Origin of the sequence: Janthinobacterium sp. PSRC1-1 (assembly GCF_049897525.1) — a bacterium.
Taxonomy (GTDB): domain Bacteria; phylum Pseudomonadota; class Gammaproteobacteria; order Burkholderiales; family Burkholderiaceae_D; genus Janthinobacterium; species Janthinobacterium tructae.
The window spans coordinates 1-13,132 of the sequence record NZ_JAFCWK010000012.1; the positions used below are offsets into that span (position 1 = coordinate 1).

At 55.9% G+C, this 13,132-nt stretch carries 14 protein-coding genes; 9 read left to right on the forward strand and 5 right to left on the reverse strand.

The genetic code is table 11. From position 1 onward, the window contains the following. Positions 1–202: 202 nt before the first annotated feature. The gene (locus ACP7DW_RS22225) at positions 203–472 is read right to left on the reverse strand and encodes a hypothetical protein (protein ID WP_071080394.1); all 270 of its coding nucleotides are present in this window, start codon (positions 470–472) and stop codon (positions 203–205) included. Between the two features lie 413 nt (positions 473–885). Here ACP7DW_RS22225 and ACP7DW_RS22230 point away from each other — a divergent pair, with 413 nt between their 5' ends. From ACP7DW_RS22230 to ACP7DW_RS22250, 5 genes are all read left to right on the forward strand, one after another. After that, complete coding sequence (locus ACP7DW_RS22230; protein WP_170840600.1) at positions 886–1,665, forward strand: DUF5131 family protein; 780 nt, start codon at positions 886–888, stop codon at positions 1,663–1,665. A gap of 131 nt (positions 1,666–1,796) precedes the next feature. After that, entirely contained in the window at positions 1,797–3,923 is a 2,127-nt protein-coding gene (locus ACP7DW_RS22235; RefSeq protein ID WP_081345017.1) for a DNA cytosine methyltransferase, read from the forward strand. Positions 3,924–4,385: 462 nt separating this feature from the next. Beyond that, a complete protein-coding gene (locus tag ACP7DW_RS22240) occupies positions 4,386–4,829 on the forward strand; it encodes an antirestriction protein (protein ID WP_170840599.1) in 444 nt (147 codons plus the stop codon). Positions 4,830–5,332: 503 nt separating this feature from the next. Beyond that, positions 5,333–5,752, forward strand: a complete 420-nt coding sequence (locus ACP7DW_RS22245) for a hypothetical protein (protein WP_139174881.1) — start codon at positions 5,333–5,335, stop codon at positions 5,750–5,752. Between the two features lie 198 nt (positions 5,753–5,950). After that, entirely contained in the window at positions 5,951–6,280 is a 330-nt protein-coding gene (locus ACP7DW_RS22250; RefSeq protein WP_071080374.1) for a hypothetical protein, read from the forward strand. 39 nt (positions 6,281–6,319) lie between these two features. Here the strand turns inward: ACP7DW_RS22250 and ACP7DW_RS22255 are convergent, their stop codons facing one another. Continuing rightward, positions 6,320–6,631: an H-NS family nucleoid-associated regulatory protein gene (locus ACP7DW_RS22255; RefSeq protein ID WP_081345015.1), complete on the reverse strand. Its 312-nt coding sequence runs from the start codon at positions 6,629–6,631 to the stop codon at positions 6,320–6,322. A gap of 246 nt (positions 6,632–6,877) precedes the next feature. On the opposite strand from ACP7DW_RS22255, the gene ACP7DW_RS22260 reads away from it, so the two are divergent. After that, positions 6,878–7,195 (forward strand): hypothetical protein, encoded by a 318-nt coding sequence (locus ACP7DW_RS22260; protein ID WP_071080367.1) that lies wholly within the window; start codon positions 6,878–6,880, stop codon positions 7,193–7,195. Between the two features lie 174 nt (positions 7,196–7,369). Here the strand turns inward: ACP7DW_RS22260 and ACP7DW_RS22265 are convergent, their stop codons facing one another. The 3 genes from ACP7DW_RS22265 to ACP7DW_RS22275 are packed head-to-tail and all read right to left on the reverse strand — an operon-like array spanning position 7,370 to position 10,464. Then, the gene (locus ACP7DW_RS22265) at positions 7,370–7,630 is read right to left on the reverse strand and encodes a hypothetical protein (RefSeq protein ID WP_139174879.1); all 261 of its coding nucleotides are present in this window, start codon (positions 7,628–7,630) and stop codon (positions 7,370–7,372) included. A gap of 33 nt (positions 7,631–7,663) precedes the next feature. Next, a complete protein-coding gene (gene mobH / locus ACP7DW_RS22270; RefSeq protein ID WP_206780391.1) occupies positions 7,664–10,039 on the reverse strand; it encodes a MobH family relaxase in 2,376 nt (791 codons plus the stop codon). After that, positions 9,952–10,464: a hypothetical protein gene (locus tag ACP7DW_RS22275; RefSeq protein ID WP_139174877.1), complete on the reverse strand. Its 513-nt coding sequence runs from the start codon at positions 10,462–10,464 to the stop codon at positions 9,952–9,954. The genes mobH and ACP7DW_RS22275 overlap by 88 nt, the downstream gene beginning before the upstream one ends. A gap of 623 nt (positions 10,465–11,087) precedes the next feature. Between ACP7DW_RS22275 and ACP7DW_RS22280 the strand changes: the two genes are divergently transcribed. The 3 genes from ACP7DW_RS22280 (at position 11,088) to ACP7DW_RS22290 (ending at position 13,041) form a co-directional block, all read left to right on the forward strand. Beyond that, positions 11,088–11,663, forward strand: a complete 576-nt coding sequence (locus tag ACP7DW_RS22280) for a hypothetical protein (RefSeq protein ID WP_071080358.1) — start codon at positions 11,088–11,090, stop codon at positions 11,661–11,663. Between the two features lie 197 nt (positions 11,664–11,860). Further along, positions 11,861–12,502 (forward strand): hypothetical protein, encoded by a 642-nt coding sequence (locus ACP7DW_RS22285; RefSeq protein ID WP_139174875.1) that lies wholly within the window; start codon positions 11,861–11,863, stop codon positions 12,500–12,502. Further along, complete coding sequence (locus ACP7DW_RS22290) at positions 12,499–13,041, forward strand: hypothetical protein (protein WP_081345013.1); 543 nt, start codon at positions 12,499–12,501, stop codon at positions 13,039–13,041. Before ACP7DW_RS22285 ends, ACP7DW_RS22290 begins: the two co-directional genes overlap by 4 nt. Positions 13,042–13,132: the final 91 nt, after the last annotated feature.

Consider the following 13,132-nt stretch of genomic DNA (forward strand, 5'->3'; position numbering starts at 1 on the left):
CCCACGCCGGGCTGCAGCAGCAGCTGGTGGAAGACGCCGGCGGCGCCGGCAGTGCCGGGCAGCAGCTGCATCGTTGACAGTATCGCGCCGCACCGCGCCGGTGGCGCCGTGTGGCGCTGTGGCCGGCGGGCAGGATAAACACATTCATCGATTTTGACAACTAAAAAAGGTTGTCAATGGCTTTCCATAGACTATATTGAATTCACCGAAAACTCTTTCTCAGGTGGTCATCATGAAAATGAAACCGCATGAAATTGATTCTCTGGTCGGTACTCCATGCCTCTGCGGCCAGGTTGGCGTATGGCATATACACTGCTACCAGGGTAAATCCACACAGACCATCCGCATCGAATTGGCCGCAGCGTACAAGAAGGTTGCGGATGACAATCAGTCTGGAAAACTGACGATCAACGGCTTGGCTATCAGCACCGGCATCGCCTACTGCATAGGCTGTGGGTGTGATGATCGCCATGCGTGCGCGGCGGGTTGCTGGTGGCTGCGCGTTGACTATACAACGGGGACAGGGGTTTGCAGTGAGTGCAGGCACCATGTAGAGCGCTTTGAGGATGGGGCCCGGCATTCCTTCCTCCCTCGCACTCACGTATCGGATACTGGTCCGACCCACGCGCTCGATCTATCCGCACTCACTCCCACGGAGTTGTCGGCTGCTATGCGTGGCGGCACCCTCAACTGGGGCGTACATGGGTCGGCAGCTCAACATATCCGATATTCGGTACTCCGACCGCTTTGCGCGCGTAGGAAATGCCACTGCGGTTGCGGACGGCGCGCAACCCATGCTGGGATGGCAAACGGCGTGTGTCTGATGATCGGCTGCGAGTTACATGTTCATCGCTGGGCACGTCAAGGTAAGTGATGGAGGAAATCATGGACGAAACAATCAACACTTCCTGGTGCGATATTACATTCAATCCCTGGGGCTGCAGCAGAAATTCACCGGAATGCGATCGTTGCTGTCCTGAGGTCGATACGCCAGCGCGTGCGCGTCACATTTTGTGGCGGCATGACAAAATGTGCACGTGTGGCGTCGTAGCTGACTGGCAGCTCCCGCTGTACTGGAATAGCGTCCACGCCGAATTTTTCGCCCAGCATGGCCGCCGGCGCCGGGTGTTCTGCGCGTTATTCGATGATGTGTTCGACTATCGGGCCGACCCGTACAGGCGGGCGGAGTTATGGGCACTGATCCAACATACACCGCAGTTGGACTGGCTGATGCTGACCAAGCACATTGGCAACGTAGTTGATATGCTCCCGTTTCATCGGGGCGAGGGAAATCTCCACGTGGGACTTGGCATTAGCGTATCTACACAAGAAGAGATCGATCGTGACGTGCCCAGGCTGTTGACAGCCCCTGTGCAATTGCGATGGCTCAGCATAGAACCCTTGTTGGAAAGCGTCAGTCTGACCAATATGCTGGCCAAGTCCCACAGCATAATGGCGTTCGATGGTAGTCGTACTTCCATTAATTGGGTCGTATGCGGCGGTGAATCTGGCACCGGAGGTTGGCCAATGCCAGGTGGTGCAGTTCACAGCCTGCGCGCAGAATGTGCGGCAGCTGACATCCCCTTCTCCTTGAGACAATGGAGAGGAACGGCTGAGGACAAGGGGGGCTTTGCTCAGAATGAGGTTTGGTTAAAGGCGGCATAGGCAGCCGCCCAATTCAACGACACGCTTCCTTGGCCGGCGCTAGTAACGTGGTGGCAACAGCATCACTGCCTGTCAAATTCACCTTAGCGAGGGGGCAGCATGACTATCCGTAGTATGTTAGAGGGGGTGCTATGCCCCGCGATCTAGTCACTGAGGTTAAAGAGTTTCGGCACTTTCACTTTTGCTGTGGACTGGGCGGTGCTAAGAAAGGGTTCAACAAGGCGCGCCCGCAGGTTGGTAGCGTCGGCGCTGTGTTCCGCTGTATCGGAGGCGTCGACAACGATCCGGCGGCCATCCGCGATTTCAACAATGCCGGCCCTGGGCGGCTGGGTACGGTCCTCGATCTCTTCACCCGTGCGCAGTACATTGCCTTCCATGGCAAAGAGCCACCCCCAGGTTGGCGCGAAGCGACCCCCATCGATATCCGGCGTGCAGCCGGTTTCGAGAGTCCAAACGTCGTGGTCATCAGCTCCCCTTGCAAGGGGGCCAGCGGGTTGCTGAGTGAAACGCTCAGCAGGACTGCAAAATATCAGGCGTTGAATGAACTGACGCTACGCTGCATCTGGCTGATGTGCGAGGCTTGGGCGGACGATCCGGTCGACTTGATCGTGTTCGAGAATGTCCCGCGGCTGGCCACGCGAGGGCGCCATCTGTTGGACCAGATCAACCAGCTGCTGCAGCAGTATGGCTACGCAGTGGCCGAAACCACGCACGATTGCGGCGAACTGGGTGGCCTGGCTCAAAGCCGCAAACGTTTTTTGCTGGTCGCCCGTCATATCGAGAAGGTACCGCCGTTCCTGTATGAACCAGAAAAGAAGCGCCTGCGCGCCGTCGGCGAGGTGCTGGGCCGCATGCCAATGCCCGGCGATGATGCTGCTGGACCAATGCATCGCATCCCGCGCCTGCAGTGGAAAACCTGGGTGCGCTTGGCCTTTGTGGAGGCGGGCAGCGACTGGCGCAGCTTGAACAAGCTGGCCGTGGCCAACGGTCATCTGCGCGATTATTTGATCGTCCCGGATATGCACAACGGCGTACTGGGTGTGCGTGACTGGCAAGTACCCACCGGAACGGTTACTGGAAACAGCCGGCCTGCGACCGGATCCTTCTCCGTAGCCGACCCGCGCCACTTTGGTCCGGACAAGCACGGTAACGAATGCCGCATCAACCCGTGGTCCGACGCCGCGAAGGTTGTATCCAGCGCGCACGGGACGGGACAGTGTGTGGCCGATCCTCGCATGGAAACCAACGCTGAATATAGTCAATACGGCGTCATGCCGTGGAACGCGACGAGCGGCGTAATCAGCGCGCAGTCGGCGCCTGGTGGTGGGCGGTACTCGGTGGCGGATCCGCGCGCTTCGGGCGATCGACACGCCAGACACGCCAATGTGTATCGCATCGTTCCCTGGGATGGCTCGCCAGACACGGTAGCGGGTGACTACAGGCCGACCAGTGCTGGTGGTGTTTTAGATATCCATCCACCAGTTGGACCAGTATTTAGCAAGTATGCCGTCACGCCGTGGGATAGACGAACCGGTACAGTGATCGGCGGGGATGACCAAGGGGCCTATGCTGTTGTTGATCCCCGGCGACAAGGCGAGGCATTCGGGAAATACAACGTCACTCGTTTCGATGAGGCTGCAGGTACCGTCATTGCCGGCAGCACCACCGGCCAGGGCGCCTTCGCTGTAGCTGATCCACGCAGCAAAATCAACAATCGACGCGCCGGTGACGCATATCTGACAGGTGGTCACTACGGGGTCATGCCCTGGAACTCCAGCTGCGGGGCGGTGAGTGCCTCGGCCAGCTGTGACAATGGTCCCTGGTCGGTGGCCGATCCCCGCATTGATGATGTGATCAGGCTGCCGGCACTGGACCAAAAGGTGGTGGCCATGATCCGGGCGCTCGATGGCACCTGGCATCGCCCATTCACCACGCTGGAAATGGCGGCGTTGCAATCGCTGATCGATCCGGACGAATACTGGTCGACGGACCCGCTGACGCAACGAGAAATCGATGCATTCCATGCGCAGCGGCGGCAGCAGCATTGGCTGCTTGATGGTTCCAGTGATAGCGCCTGGCGTGAACGTATCGGTAATGCGATCCCGCCCCTCGCAGCACAGGCGATCGGGGAGGTGATGGGCACCACGCTGCTGCTGGCAGACGCCGGCGAGACATTCATGCTCAACGCAATGCCCATCTGGGTGCAGCCGATTGCCATCGCGATCGCTGCCTCGCAATCCAGCTGGGGAGCCCGGTGATGACAACGATCTCACGCATAAAATAGCGTCGCAGGCGGTTGCGCTACGAGTCCCGACCACTTGTGCGCCAGTTCTCGACCTGGCACGTGACAAGTGCCCTACGTCCGATTTGAAGGATAGTTAGGATAGTCGCCGTGGTGTTTCCAGACGCTGGCCACCCGCAACCACGCAAAGATATTGATGCTTTTCCTCAACAGGCCATACCAGAATACCGATTTTTGTATGAAGCGATACGTCCATCAATCCAGTTGACAGCGACGTCCGCTCGTTCTATTGTTGATATTGAATTTGCTCGCACCTGAGCAACCGCGGTGGGTCAAACTCTTGCAACCCACACATCCTGGCCAGCCACGCCGGGATCAGAGTCTCTGTAGCGCTTCTGCCACCCCGATCGGGAAGACCTCTTCTCGATCCCCTGGGGCTCGGATGGTCTTCCTTTCGCTTTTTTTAATGGAGATCATCATGGAAACGAATGCAAACACCCATCTGCAAGGCCGGAACGAGGTTGTCCCTATTACTGCGGTGCTGGTAACCGATGTCGACGAACGGATGGAATGCCTTCCCAACGTGGCGGGGAGACGCTGCGTATTGTTGGAATTTACCGTGTACAACATGCTCGGTAGAATGAGTCAAGACTACCAGGGGGGCTACTGGGATTTCTATAAGTTGTCGAATGGCGGTTTCTACATGTCACCGCAAGCCGATACTACCTTCCGGATGCGTTGCGAAAATATGTTCGAAGGGGAAGTGAACGCCCAGACGGCGGGTCTCATCGCGTGCGCTATGGCGTATAGCCATCTATCTTTTTCCGAGGACGCTGATTGCTTCGGGGAGGCTTATATTTTGCTGTGGCAATACCTCGCCCAGCAATCGAACGCCGCAATAATTTTCGCGGCTTTGGACTAACCTGTACCAGGTCGGCGGATGGTTTACCGGCCGTAGCCTGGCACTGCTGTGAACATGCAACTGCGGTGGGGCAAACTCTTGCAACCCACACGTCCTGGCCAGCCACGCCGGGATCAGAGTCTCTGTAGCGCTTCTGCCACCCTGATCGGGAAGACCTCTTCTCGATCCCCTGGGGCTTGGATGGTCTTCCTTTCGTTTTTTTTTGACTGGAGATCATCATGATGACCAATAACAGCCGCAACAATTCTTCGAAAACTCCTGGACCCGTTCACAGCGGTACCAGTCCGTCGAAAACTGCTACCCCGGTACACAACCGTACCAGTCCGTCCAAAACTGCTGACCCAGTGCGTCGACCGCCCGGGACGTGCAGGGAGTATCGCTGCTGGTGCAGGGAGTGTCGCTGCTGTTGTGGGCGGCGCGCAACCCTCGCTGGGATGGTTAATGCTGTGTGTTTGGTGATAGCCCTGTACTGCTTGAATGTACTAAACTTTGGAGGAATCATCATGTCACAAGAAAGTGCGCCTGCAGTTACTGACACCAATCCTGTCATCGCGACCATCAGCAATGCTTTCAAGCGCCTTCACCAAATTGGAGAACAAAAGGCCGTCTCCGATATCGTTTATAGTTTTTTGAAACATACTGGTTTGGAAGTGTCGGAAGGTGGCGCCGAGGCGTTGTGCGGAACCAAACTGGGTCAGATCATCCGGATTCGATCTGGAAAAATTGATCCAGCCTACGCCGACGTTATGCGTGAACTGGCAGTGATGGATAAGTACGCCAAGGAACACAACGCGCCCCCGCATTTAAGTAGCAAACTACCGCGGATTGATTTGGTCGCTGACCAGGAAGCATTGAGTCGTGGTGCTTTGCAAGGTAAAAGAACCGTCGGCCACGGTGCGCTGCAGGCGAGAGTTCAGCGTTAGCTTGTGAAACGCATGTAGGCAAAAGCTGGATAATTAACCCAATCCTATACTAGGAGAAGTTTCTAATATGGAAGCGTAAAAGCTGGCTTCGATTCATGGGGAATCGAGGTCAGCTTCATCTAGGGAAGTGCTGATATTACTATTTAAATCGGCACCATCCACAGCATTCTACAACATCAAATCATGAAAGGTTTACCAATGAAAACCATTCTGAAAAACCTGATTTTGGTTGCTGTTCTGGTCGCGGCCGGCGCCAATGCACAAGAGCCCACTGCGCATACTTCCGCTTCGGTGCAGTTCACCAGTGGCACGGATTTCGCCGCTACGCTGGCTGCGCGCGAATATCTTAAATTGTATTACCCGGTGACTGATGACAAAATTGCTACCCAAGTAGTCGAGTCGCAGGGCAAATCGGCAACCGTGAAAACAACTTTTCCAGGGTACTCGTGTGCTGTTGAACTCATGAAAAACGAGTCCGCGAATAAGTACGGGTGGGAGGTTCGGAACCCAGGATGCCGCAAGCTCTAACCTGTGGCATCGTGGAAGCCGGCGTGGTTTCAGTGCTATTCAGATGCCCGCTTCTTCAATTTTTTTACCGGAATCGACCCATTCTTTTACCCATTTCGGCTGGCGGCCGCGGCCACTCCACTGCAGCGTCGGATCGGTCGGATGGCGGTATTTGACAGCAACTGTTTGCTTCACCTTCGGAGGAGCACCATTTCCGACAAGGTCTTTGAGCGATACGCCTACTCGCTGTGCAATTTCCAGAATTTGCGCGCGAGCATCGTTGATGTCTTTCTGTTCCTTTATCTTCAATTGCTTCTTGACCTGATCTTGCAGTTCGCGAAGTTCGGAAATAGAGAAATTTTCAAGATTCATATGTCATTTTCCTGACGTTAATAAAATCAGTAAGTTACCACATGACCCAATTGGCCATGCTTCATTTTTGCATCTGCGCACACGGATAGCACCGTTCCAAGCGCGTGCAGGCACGATTGATTGCCAGCATGGATGAGTAAAAGAGGGGTGAACAAGGCATAATTGCCAAAGTCCGCAAAGCTGCATGGGTGCAGCTGTGCCAGGCTCACACTCTAGAGGTAATCAATGCCACGACCAAAACGGAGAATGAGTGCGATCGAGTTTGACGCGGTCCAGGTATTACTGCCTAGTATCAGCAAAAAGCGCTGTACTGTCGCCAGGGCGGCATTGGTCGATGGCGAGACGTTGGCCGTCGTTGGTGACAGATTCAACTGCTCACGCCAGGCGGTCAACACGTTAGTCAATATTTTTTGTGACGGGCTGACGCGCTTTCATGCGGCTCAGCGGGTGATGAATGCCGATGAGCTGGTGCCGCCAGGATGGGAAAGGGCCACGCTTATGGCGCCTAGTCAGCTGATGAACAAGTTCCGTGCAGAGATCAATGAACTGGAAAACACCAACTGACCAGCTCTAGCGACGCGGTGCTGCGCTGAATGGGCAACCTGAATCTGGCCTGGATATTGCCGCACCGGTGGTCGCTGGGCCCTGCAGATGCAAGGTAAGTGCTGTCCGCAGGTCGTCAATTAGTATAGATCCCAATATTTGCGATGCTGAACAAGACGGTGGTGCGGAAGTCGTTTACTGCTCTTCGTCGTCAATCGATTTGTAGCCACATGCCGGGCAAGAAATACTGCCATGCAGATTGATGGCGCCAGACTGTGCACTTTCCCATATGCGGTACCGTGCACGTTCATAGGCACAAACCGGACAAATTTCTTCGAAATGGACATTCTCCAGCTCCATGCCACTAGGTTCAATGCCTTTGCCGAATACAATCGTTGCGATGATAATCTCCCGGTCACGCTGCTTGTCTGTACTTGACGGCAGAATCGGTGCCAATAGAACGTGCAGAAATAGAGCTAGAACTCACAATCATGGCTGCCGTTCCGAAGAATCGCTTTTTGCGCTGATAAATGGGTTCGGAGGGGGCACTGGCATTACCCAAAGTCTCGGGTCTTTCAACACGACTGCCGACAACTTGCTCGCCACCAGCCCCCCTTTTTTCGAGACGAATAACGTCCAGACATTTTTCCCTCCAGGCGCAGTGGCATGCCACTGCGCCCGCAGGAGTTCCCGCTGAACACGCATTGCAAAATCGCCGTCTTCGTCGGATGGTGCACTTTGGGCCTCGGTTGCTGTTGCATACAAGCGAAAAATTAGCGGGGAGACCAGTGCCATCCCATATTCAATGAAATGAACCGGCGCGCCGGCCTCGTTGTGCTTCATCGACCCGTCGGCCAGATTACGCTGTACCCACTTCATGAAGTCGATGGCCAGTGCCGATGGTTCCTTGGCTCCTTTATGCGCAAGAACAGGCAATTTTTCGATAGGCAGTGGCACTGGAAAGACAAGGGACGACGTTGCGTGCGGCATGCTCTCTTGCCGCACGGACTGTTCCGATTCGTTATCCTCGGCATCGTTCTGATGGGCAGGAACTGTTTCTGGTTCACTCTCTGCTTCCTGCTTGCGCCGGTCCTTGTCGCGGCGTGCGTTACGCGCTTCTGCTTCGGCCGTGTCCCGTTCGTCCAAAAGATCTTCGGTATCTGTTGTCTCCGAATTTTTCATGGCCCTACTATCCTTGGAGACAAACTTGGGCGCTGGCACCTTCTTCGCGTCAATCGGCTCGGTCGGGGGGGCACCAGATACGGAAGCTGATGCACCGTTTTCCACTGGGCGCTGGGATTGCTGATCTCGGTTTGGCTTTCCTTGCGATCCGGCGGGCAAGGCCTCGATCATGCCTGACATCGCTTCTGGAATTTGGGATGGATCGCTCCATACTTTAGCGACAGGAAAGCATAGAACGCTGAGTTCATGCTTGTAGGCGATCTCGCCCGCCTGGTCCGTCCCAGTCACGACCACGCGCCAGATCGCCTGTCCTGTCACTGGATTGATACGGATACAGCCATATTCCTGCCATGCGTCGAAAAGCCTGTCATTCTTGGCATCGCCCGGGAAGCCGGCTTCTTCATCCTCCTCCTGACGCAAGATGAACTCACGCACGCTGTCGGCCAACCGCTTCGCCACCAGCCACAAGCAGTTGTCGTACACCCAACCCGCCGCCCCGTCCCGATTGAGGGGCAAGTGGCCGCCTTCCACGAACATCAAGGTCATGGCCCCCATGAGCCGCTCGATTAACGGCACCGCCCTGGCAGAGCTGAACCTCGCGCGCGAGCCGGTGGCAAGATTGCGGCGTGTGGATTCCTGATCGGCTTTTTGGACAATCTCGTGCAGGGCACCACTGCGTTCGCCGCCCAGGTATTGGTTCAACTCTTGAAGGCCCGCAGGCACGTGTGCCATTGATGCAAGCGTAGAACCGGGCACCAGTCGCTGGAGCAGCATGGCGCCAAGTTTGGCGTGCGAGTCGTAGTTGCGTTCGCTCTTCTTCTTGAATCCGACAAAATATTCGGTGGCTGCACAGTCGTTCAACGAGCCGGCGGTCGCCGACCAGAGCGTTGGTTCGCTGGTCCTACCGCGCTTCCATTGAATCTTTAGATCCGCCATTGGTTTACCGACGTCATGCAACAGGGCCGCGAGAAACACGGCATAGGTCCAGAAATCTCGCTGAGCGGCGATGACTTCGGCGCCGGCTCCGAGAGGTAGCAGGTAACCTGTGCGGATGGTCAGCGCGTACAAAACGGTTTCGAGCGTATGGGCCAGCAAACCGCCTGGATTGGCGTGGTGGTGTGACTCGGATGCTGGAAGCAATTGGACGAACTCTGCAAAGTTCAATAATGCGGGTTGAAGATCGTGCGCGAAAATGTCTGGTGCAATGCGGGTGGCTCGGATGATTTTACTTATCACCTCATCGCCTTCGATACAGCGGATGAGATCCCTCGCTGGAAGCACGTTGTACCATCCAGTTTCGGATCCCCGATAGGCGATGCGCTCGCGGGTCACGGGCGGAGTGTTTTGAGGCCCGGTAATGCTACTGGGGATGTTTGGTGGAGAGTGGTCACTGGTAACAACTCTGTCTAGGCCTGGTGTACCGGCATCGAGATGATGGGACGCGTCACGCAGTAGTTGCGCCAATCGTTTCAGCAAAGTCTGTTTGCTGGTCCAGCGAATCTCAATAATTCCGAGCGCTGCGGCAGCACAGATCACCGTGGCGATCACGAGGGAAAATAACCATTCTGACACAACACCCCCGAGTTCGGACACCGTCACACGAAGCCATTTACCTTGACGTAATTTGCCAAAAGATGCCTTCTCACCTCGCCCAGACTGGGATTGACCACCGAGGATTTCCAAGCTTTCCAATCGTCACCAGGCCCTTGCAGCGCCTTGAACTCTCTAAATGTCATTTGGAGCGGGTTCCAGGTCAATATGGGAATCGCCGAACCGGATGTGAACCAGGCTGCTCCATACAACAGTATTTGCAGGCTACACAAATCATCTGCGAATTTCCCTCCCAAGGGGGGACTGCCGTTCAGGCTGTATTGCTGCAACAAAGATCGGACCGCTGGTAATGGATCATCATTCGGAGCGAACACTTCGACTTCTGCGTAGGTATCAAGCAAGATCAGCAATGGATGCATCCACGTGGCTAGGCCAATCTCCCCCAACAATTCAGCGATCTCAAAAATTCCGATTAATTGACTATCCGAGACAATTGCAGGGGTACTGCGCGATCCTTGTGCGACGAGTAATCGAGAGGTTGGAGGCTCGAATTGCATGTTTCACCGGTATGACGATATAGAGACACTGCGTTGACATCATCGTGAAAGGAGACCTCGAAAGGTTCCCTTTTTACTTGTGACGCAAACCAAAGCATGGTAGCGCGTGCATGGCCGGGGAGCGCCTTCGATTTTTCCTTCCACGCCTTGCTTTGCTCCCGCCCACGGGAGCAAAGCCTACCCGTATGTCGGGTACCGGTAAAACCCTTTGCCGCACGCTGCGGGGTTATAGCAGCGTGCGGCACCCTTTTAGATCAGGCCCTTAACCGGTCAAACCCTTGCCCGTAATCCGTGCGATGGTCCATTTGACACCTTTCCCCACTTTGCTATTACAGCATAGCACCACCTTGACAACTAATAAATAGAGGTGTGGCATCCGGTGGCGCCATGGCAGCCCAAGATAATCAGCGGTGGTCTATCACATTCCGCGCACCGTGCCAACTATCTAATGGCACAACCTGGGACCGATTTGTCGGGGACGGTACTGGCGATAGTTCCTATGCTGCGACGATCAGATACCCGGTCAGCACCGGGGAATTCTGTAGGACTCGGCGTTTGATGCATGGGCAGCCTCCTATGTTTGATGCGCGTGAACAAACTGCTGTTTCTCTCAGGAGACGTATATGCATCAGCGGCTGGGCTTTCTTAATCCCGTTCTTATCACGCTGTTTCTTACGGCAGGGAACGTTCTGGCCGATACGTCGACGATATCAGCCACCGCCAATGCCGAAAACTTGGTGCTCGACAAGATTGCAGCGCGGGCCGGAGAAGGTGAAACATTGGTGAATCGTTACACGGCGATATCGCTGCAGCCAGGTGCAGCCGACATTGACCCGACGCGGATCGTTGCTCAAGTTAATTTCCCCAGGATGAATACCAAGACTGTCGGTGAGGCGATCCGATACCTCCTCATCCGCACCGGATATGACTTAGTCGAAGAAAGCCAGCTGGATCCACAGGTTGTTGCACTGCTCGCCAAGCGGCTGCCGGACTCACAACGGACGCTGGGACCTTACCGCGTGGACACAATGCTAAAAATCCTGATAGGCCCCGCTTTTGATTTAAGCACCGATCACGCCAGCAGGCGTATTTCTTTTCATCCGGCGGTGCAAACCGATGCCGCTGTCAGAGCGCCAGGAACCTCCGAGCAGCGCAACAAATCGGATGCGGCAGTAGCGTCCGGTCACGCTGCCGACTAATCCATTTATAGCCACGTATAGACGACTCCGGAAGAGGCCATGCCATGACCCAGCAAAACACAACTTCTACTACTGCGGGACCAACGGTCCCGGTGGGCAGTCCTGCCGCTCCGGAAGCACCTGCGAAAGTTCGGTCAAGGAAGCTGCTGTTGTGGGCAGCTGCGGCGTGCTGCGCCATAGTGGCAGTGCAACTCGCGATGAACGGACGCGCACCACAAGTGCCGCCAAAGCTTCCCGATCCTGTCGCCAGTGCTCAAGTGGTGCCAGTACCCATGAAGGCTGCGAATCCTAGCGTGCCGGCAGGTGCAGCAACTGCAACGGCCGTAACGCCCGCTGTGCCAGCTGTGCCAGCTCTGGAAAATTCGACCTCGGCCGATGCAGCTGCGTCACGGCCAGTTCCCGGAAGCGATGGTGCGCGAAACCAGCAGTCCAATCCGGTCGAGCATGTTGGATCGCGGGAGATTCTTGAAGCCTTGCAACAAAATGCCGACGCGCTCGCCAGCCTTGAGCAAGGCATCGTCGATTTGAAGGAGCAGGTAGCAAAGTTGACCCACGTGCCAAAGCGGCCGGTCAAAACCAGTGAGGCCGCAGCGCCAACGCGTACCATGCCGACCCGTTCAAACGCTGATCCCGACTCGGCCCAATTGCTGTCCATCGACCTGTGGGGCGACAAACCCTCCGTGGTGGTAGGCCGCAAACGCGGCGACGGTACGGAAGTGACATTTTTGAACGAGGGTGAAAAGCAAGGACGGGTAACTGTCAAGCGAGCCGATGTAGGAAGCCAACGCGCAATTCTGGCGACAGACCGTGGCGATGTCGTGTTGAACAGAGAAGAATGACCTTCGGCGAGACACCTATGAAACCCGTTATTTTCTTGTTCCTGTTGATGGGCGCAAATGTGAGTGCCCAAACATCGTCGAACACGACCATCACTGCGCGCTCACAACAGTCGACAGCCATAGCCCAAATGGAGGCGCAAGCGACTGCAACACAGGCCTCGGACCAGATCGCACGGCAAGTTTGGGGGCTCACCGCTGACGAGCTTGAGCGTGCAAAACTGCTGCTCAAGGGACCACGTGCTAGCTTCTCCGTGCCGAACCTATCACCGGTCGAAGCGCTGGGGATTCACGCCCGCAGCGACGCCGAACGGCGCAAATATGCAGAAATGTTCGCCAAGGCTATGCATGAGGACACCGAACGTGTACTGGCCTGGGCAATGGCCTACCAAATCGCGATTCAACGCCTGTATCCGAATGAGAAGGTTATCGACTTTTCGGGCTTGCAAGCCGCCGACATGTCCACGGGTACGACTGATGCCGCAAATCTACCGCGTCATGGCACACGGCCAATCCGGCGTGGAGGCGGGGGGGCACAATGATCACCCGGCGAAACTTCTTGGCGTTGGGTTTCGCTCCTATCTTGGGCAGCGCGTACGCCAGCAACGCCATCGCCGAAGGACGATGGCCACG

Excerpts from the sequence above, each read along its gene's own strand:
- ACP7DW_RS22250 (WP_071080374.1), top strand. The coding sequence starts at position 5,951 with ATGAAAACCATTCTGAAAAACCTGATTTTGGTTGCTGTTCTGGTCGCG.
- ACP7DW_RS22230 (WP_170840600.1), top strand. The coding sequence starts at position 886 with ATGGACGAAACAATCAACACTTCCTGGTGCGATATTACATTCAATCCC.
- ACP7DW_RS22280 (WP_071080358.1), top strand. The coding sequence starts at position 11,088 with ATGCATCAGCGGCTGGGCTTTCTTAATCCCGTTCTTATCACGCTGTTT.
- ACP7DW_RS22260 (WP_071080367.1), top strand. The coding sequence starts at position 6,878 with ATGAGTGCGATCGAGTTTGACGCGGTCCAGGTATTACTGCCTAGTATC.
- ACP7DW_RS22290 (WP_081345013.1), top strand. The coding sequence starts at position 12,499 with ATGACCTTCGGCGAGACACCTATGAAACCCGTTATTTTCTTGTTCCTG.
- ACP7DW_RS22285 (WP_139174875.1), top strand. The coding sequence starts at position 11,861 with ATGAACGGACGCGCACCACAAGTGCCGCCAAAGCTTCCCGATCCTGTC.
- ACP7DW_RS22225 (WP_071080394.1), bottom strand. The coding sequence starts at position 472 with ATGGCGATCATCACACCCACAGCCTATGCAGTAGGCGATGCCGGTGCT.
- ACP7DW_RS22245 (WP_139174881.1), top strand. The coding sequence starts at position 5,333 with ATGTCACAAGAAAGTGCGCCTGCAGTTACTGACACCAATCCTGTCATC.
- ACP7DW_RS22235 (WP_081345017.1), top strand. The coding sequence starts at position 1,797 with ATGCCCCGCGATCTAGTCACTGAGGTTAAAGAGTTTCGGCACTTTCAC.
- ACP7DW_RS22240 (WP_170840599.1), top strand. The coding sequence starts at position 4,386 with ATGGAAACGAATGCAAACACCCATCTGCAAGGCCGGAACGAGGTTGTC.
- ACP7DW_RS22255 (WP_081345015.1), bottom strand. The coding sequence starts at position 6,631 with ATGAATCTTGAAAATTTCTCTATTTCCGAACTTCGCGAACTGCAAGAT.
- ACP7DW_RS22275 (WP_139174877.1), bottom strand. The coding sequence starts at position 10,464 with ATGCAATTCGAGCCTCCAACCTCTCGATTACTCGTCGCACAAGGATCG.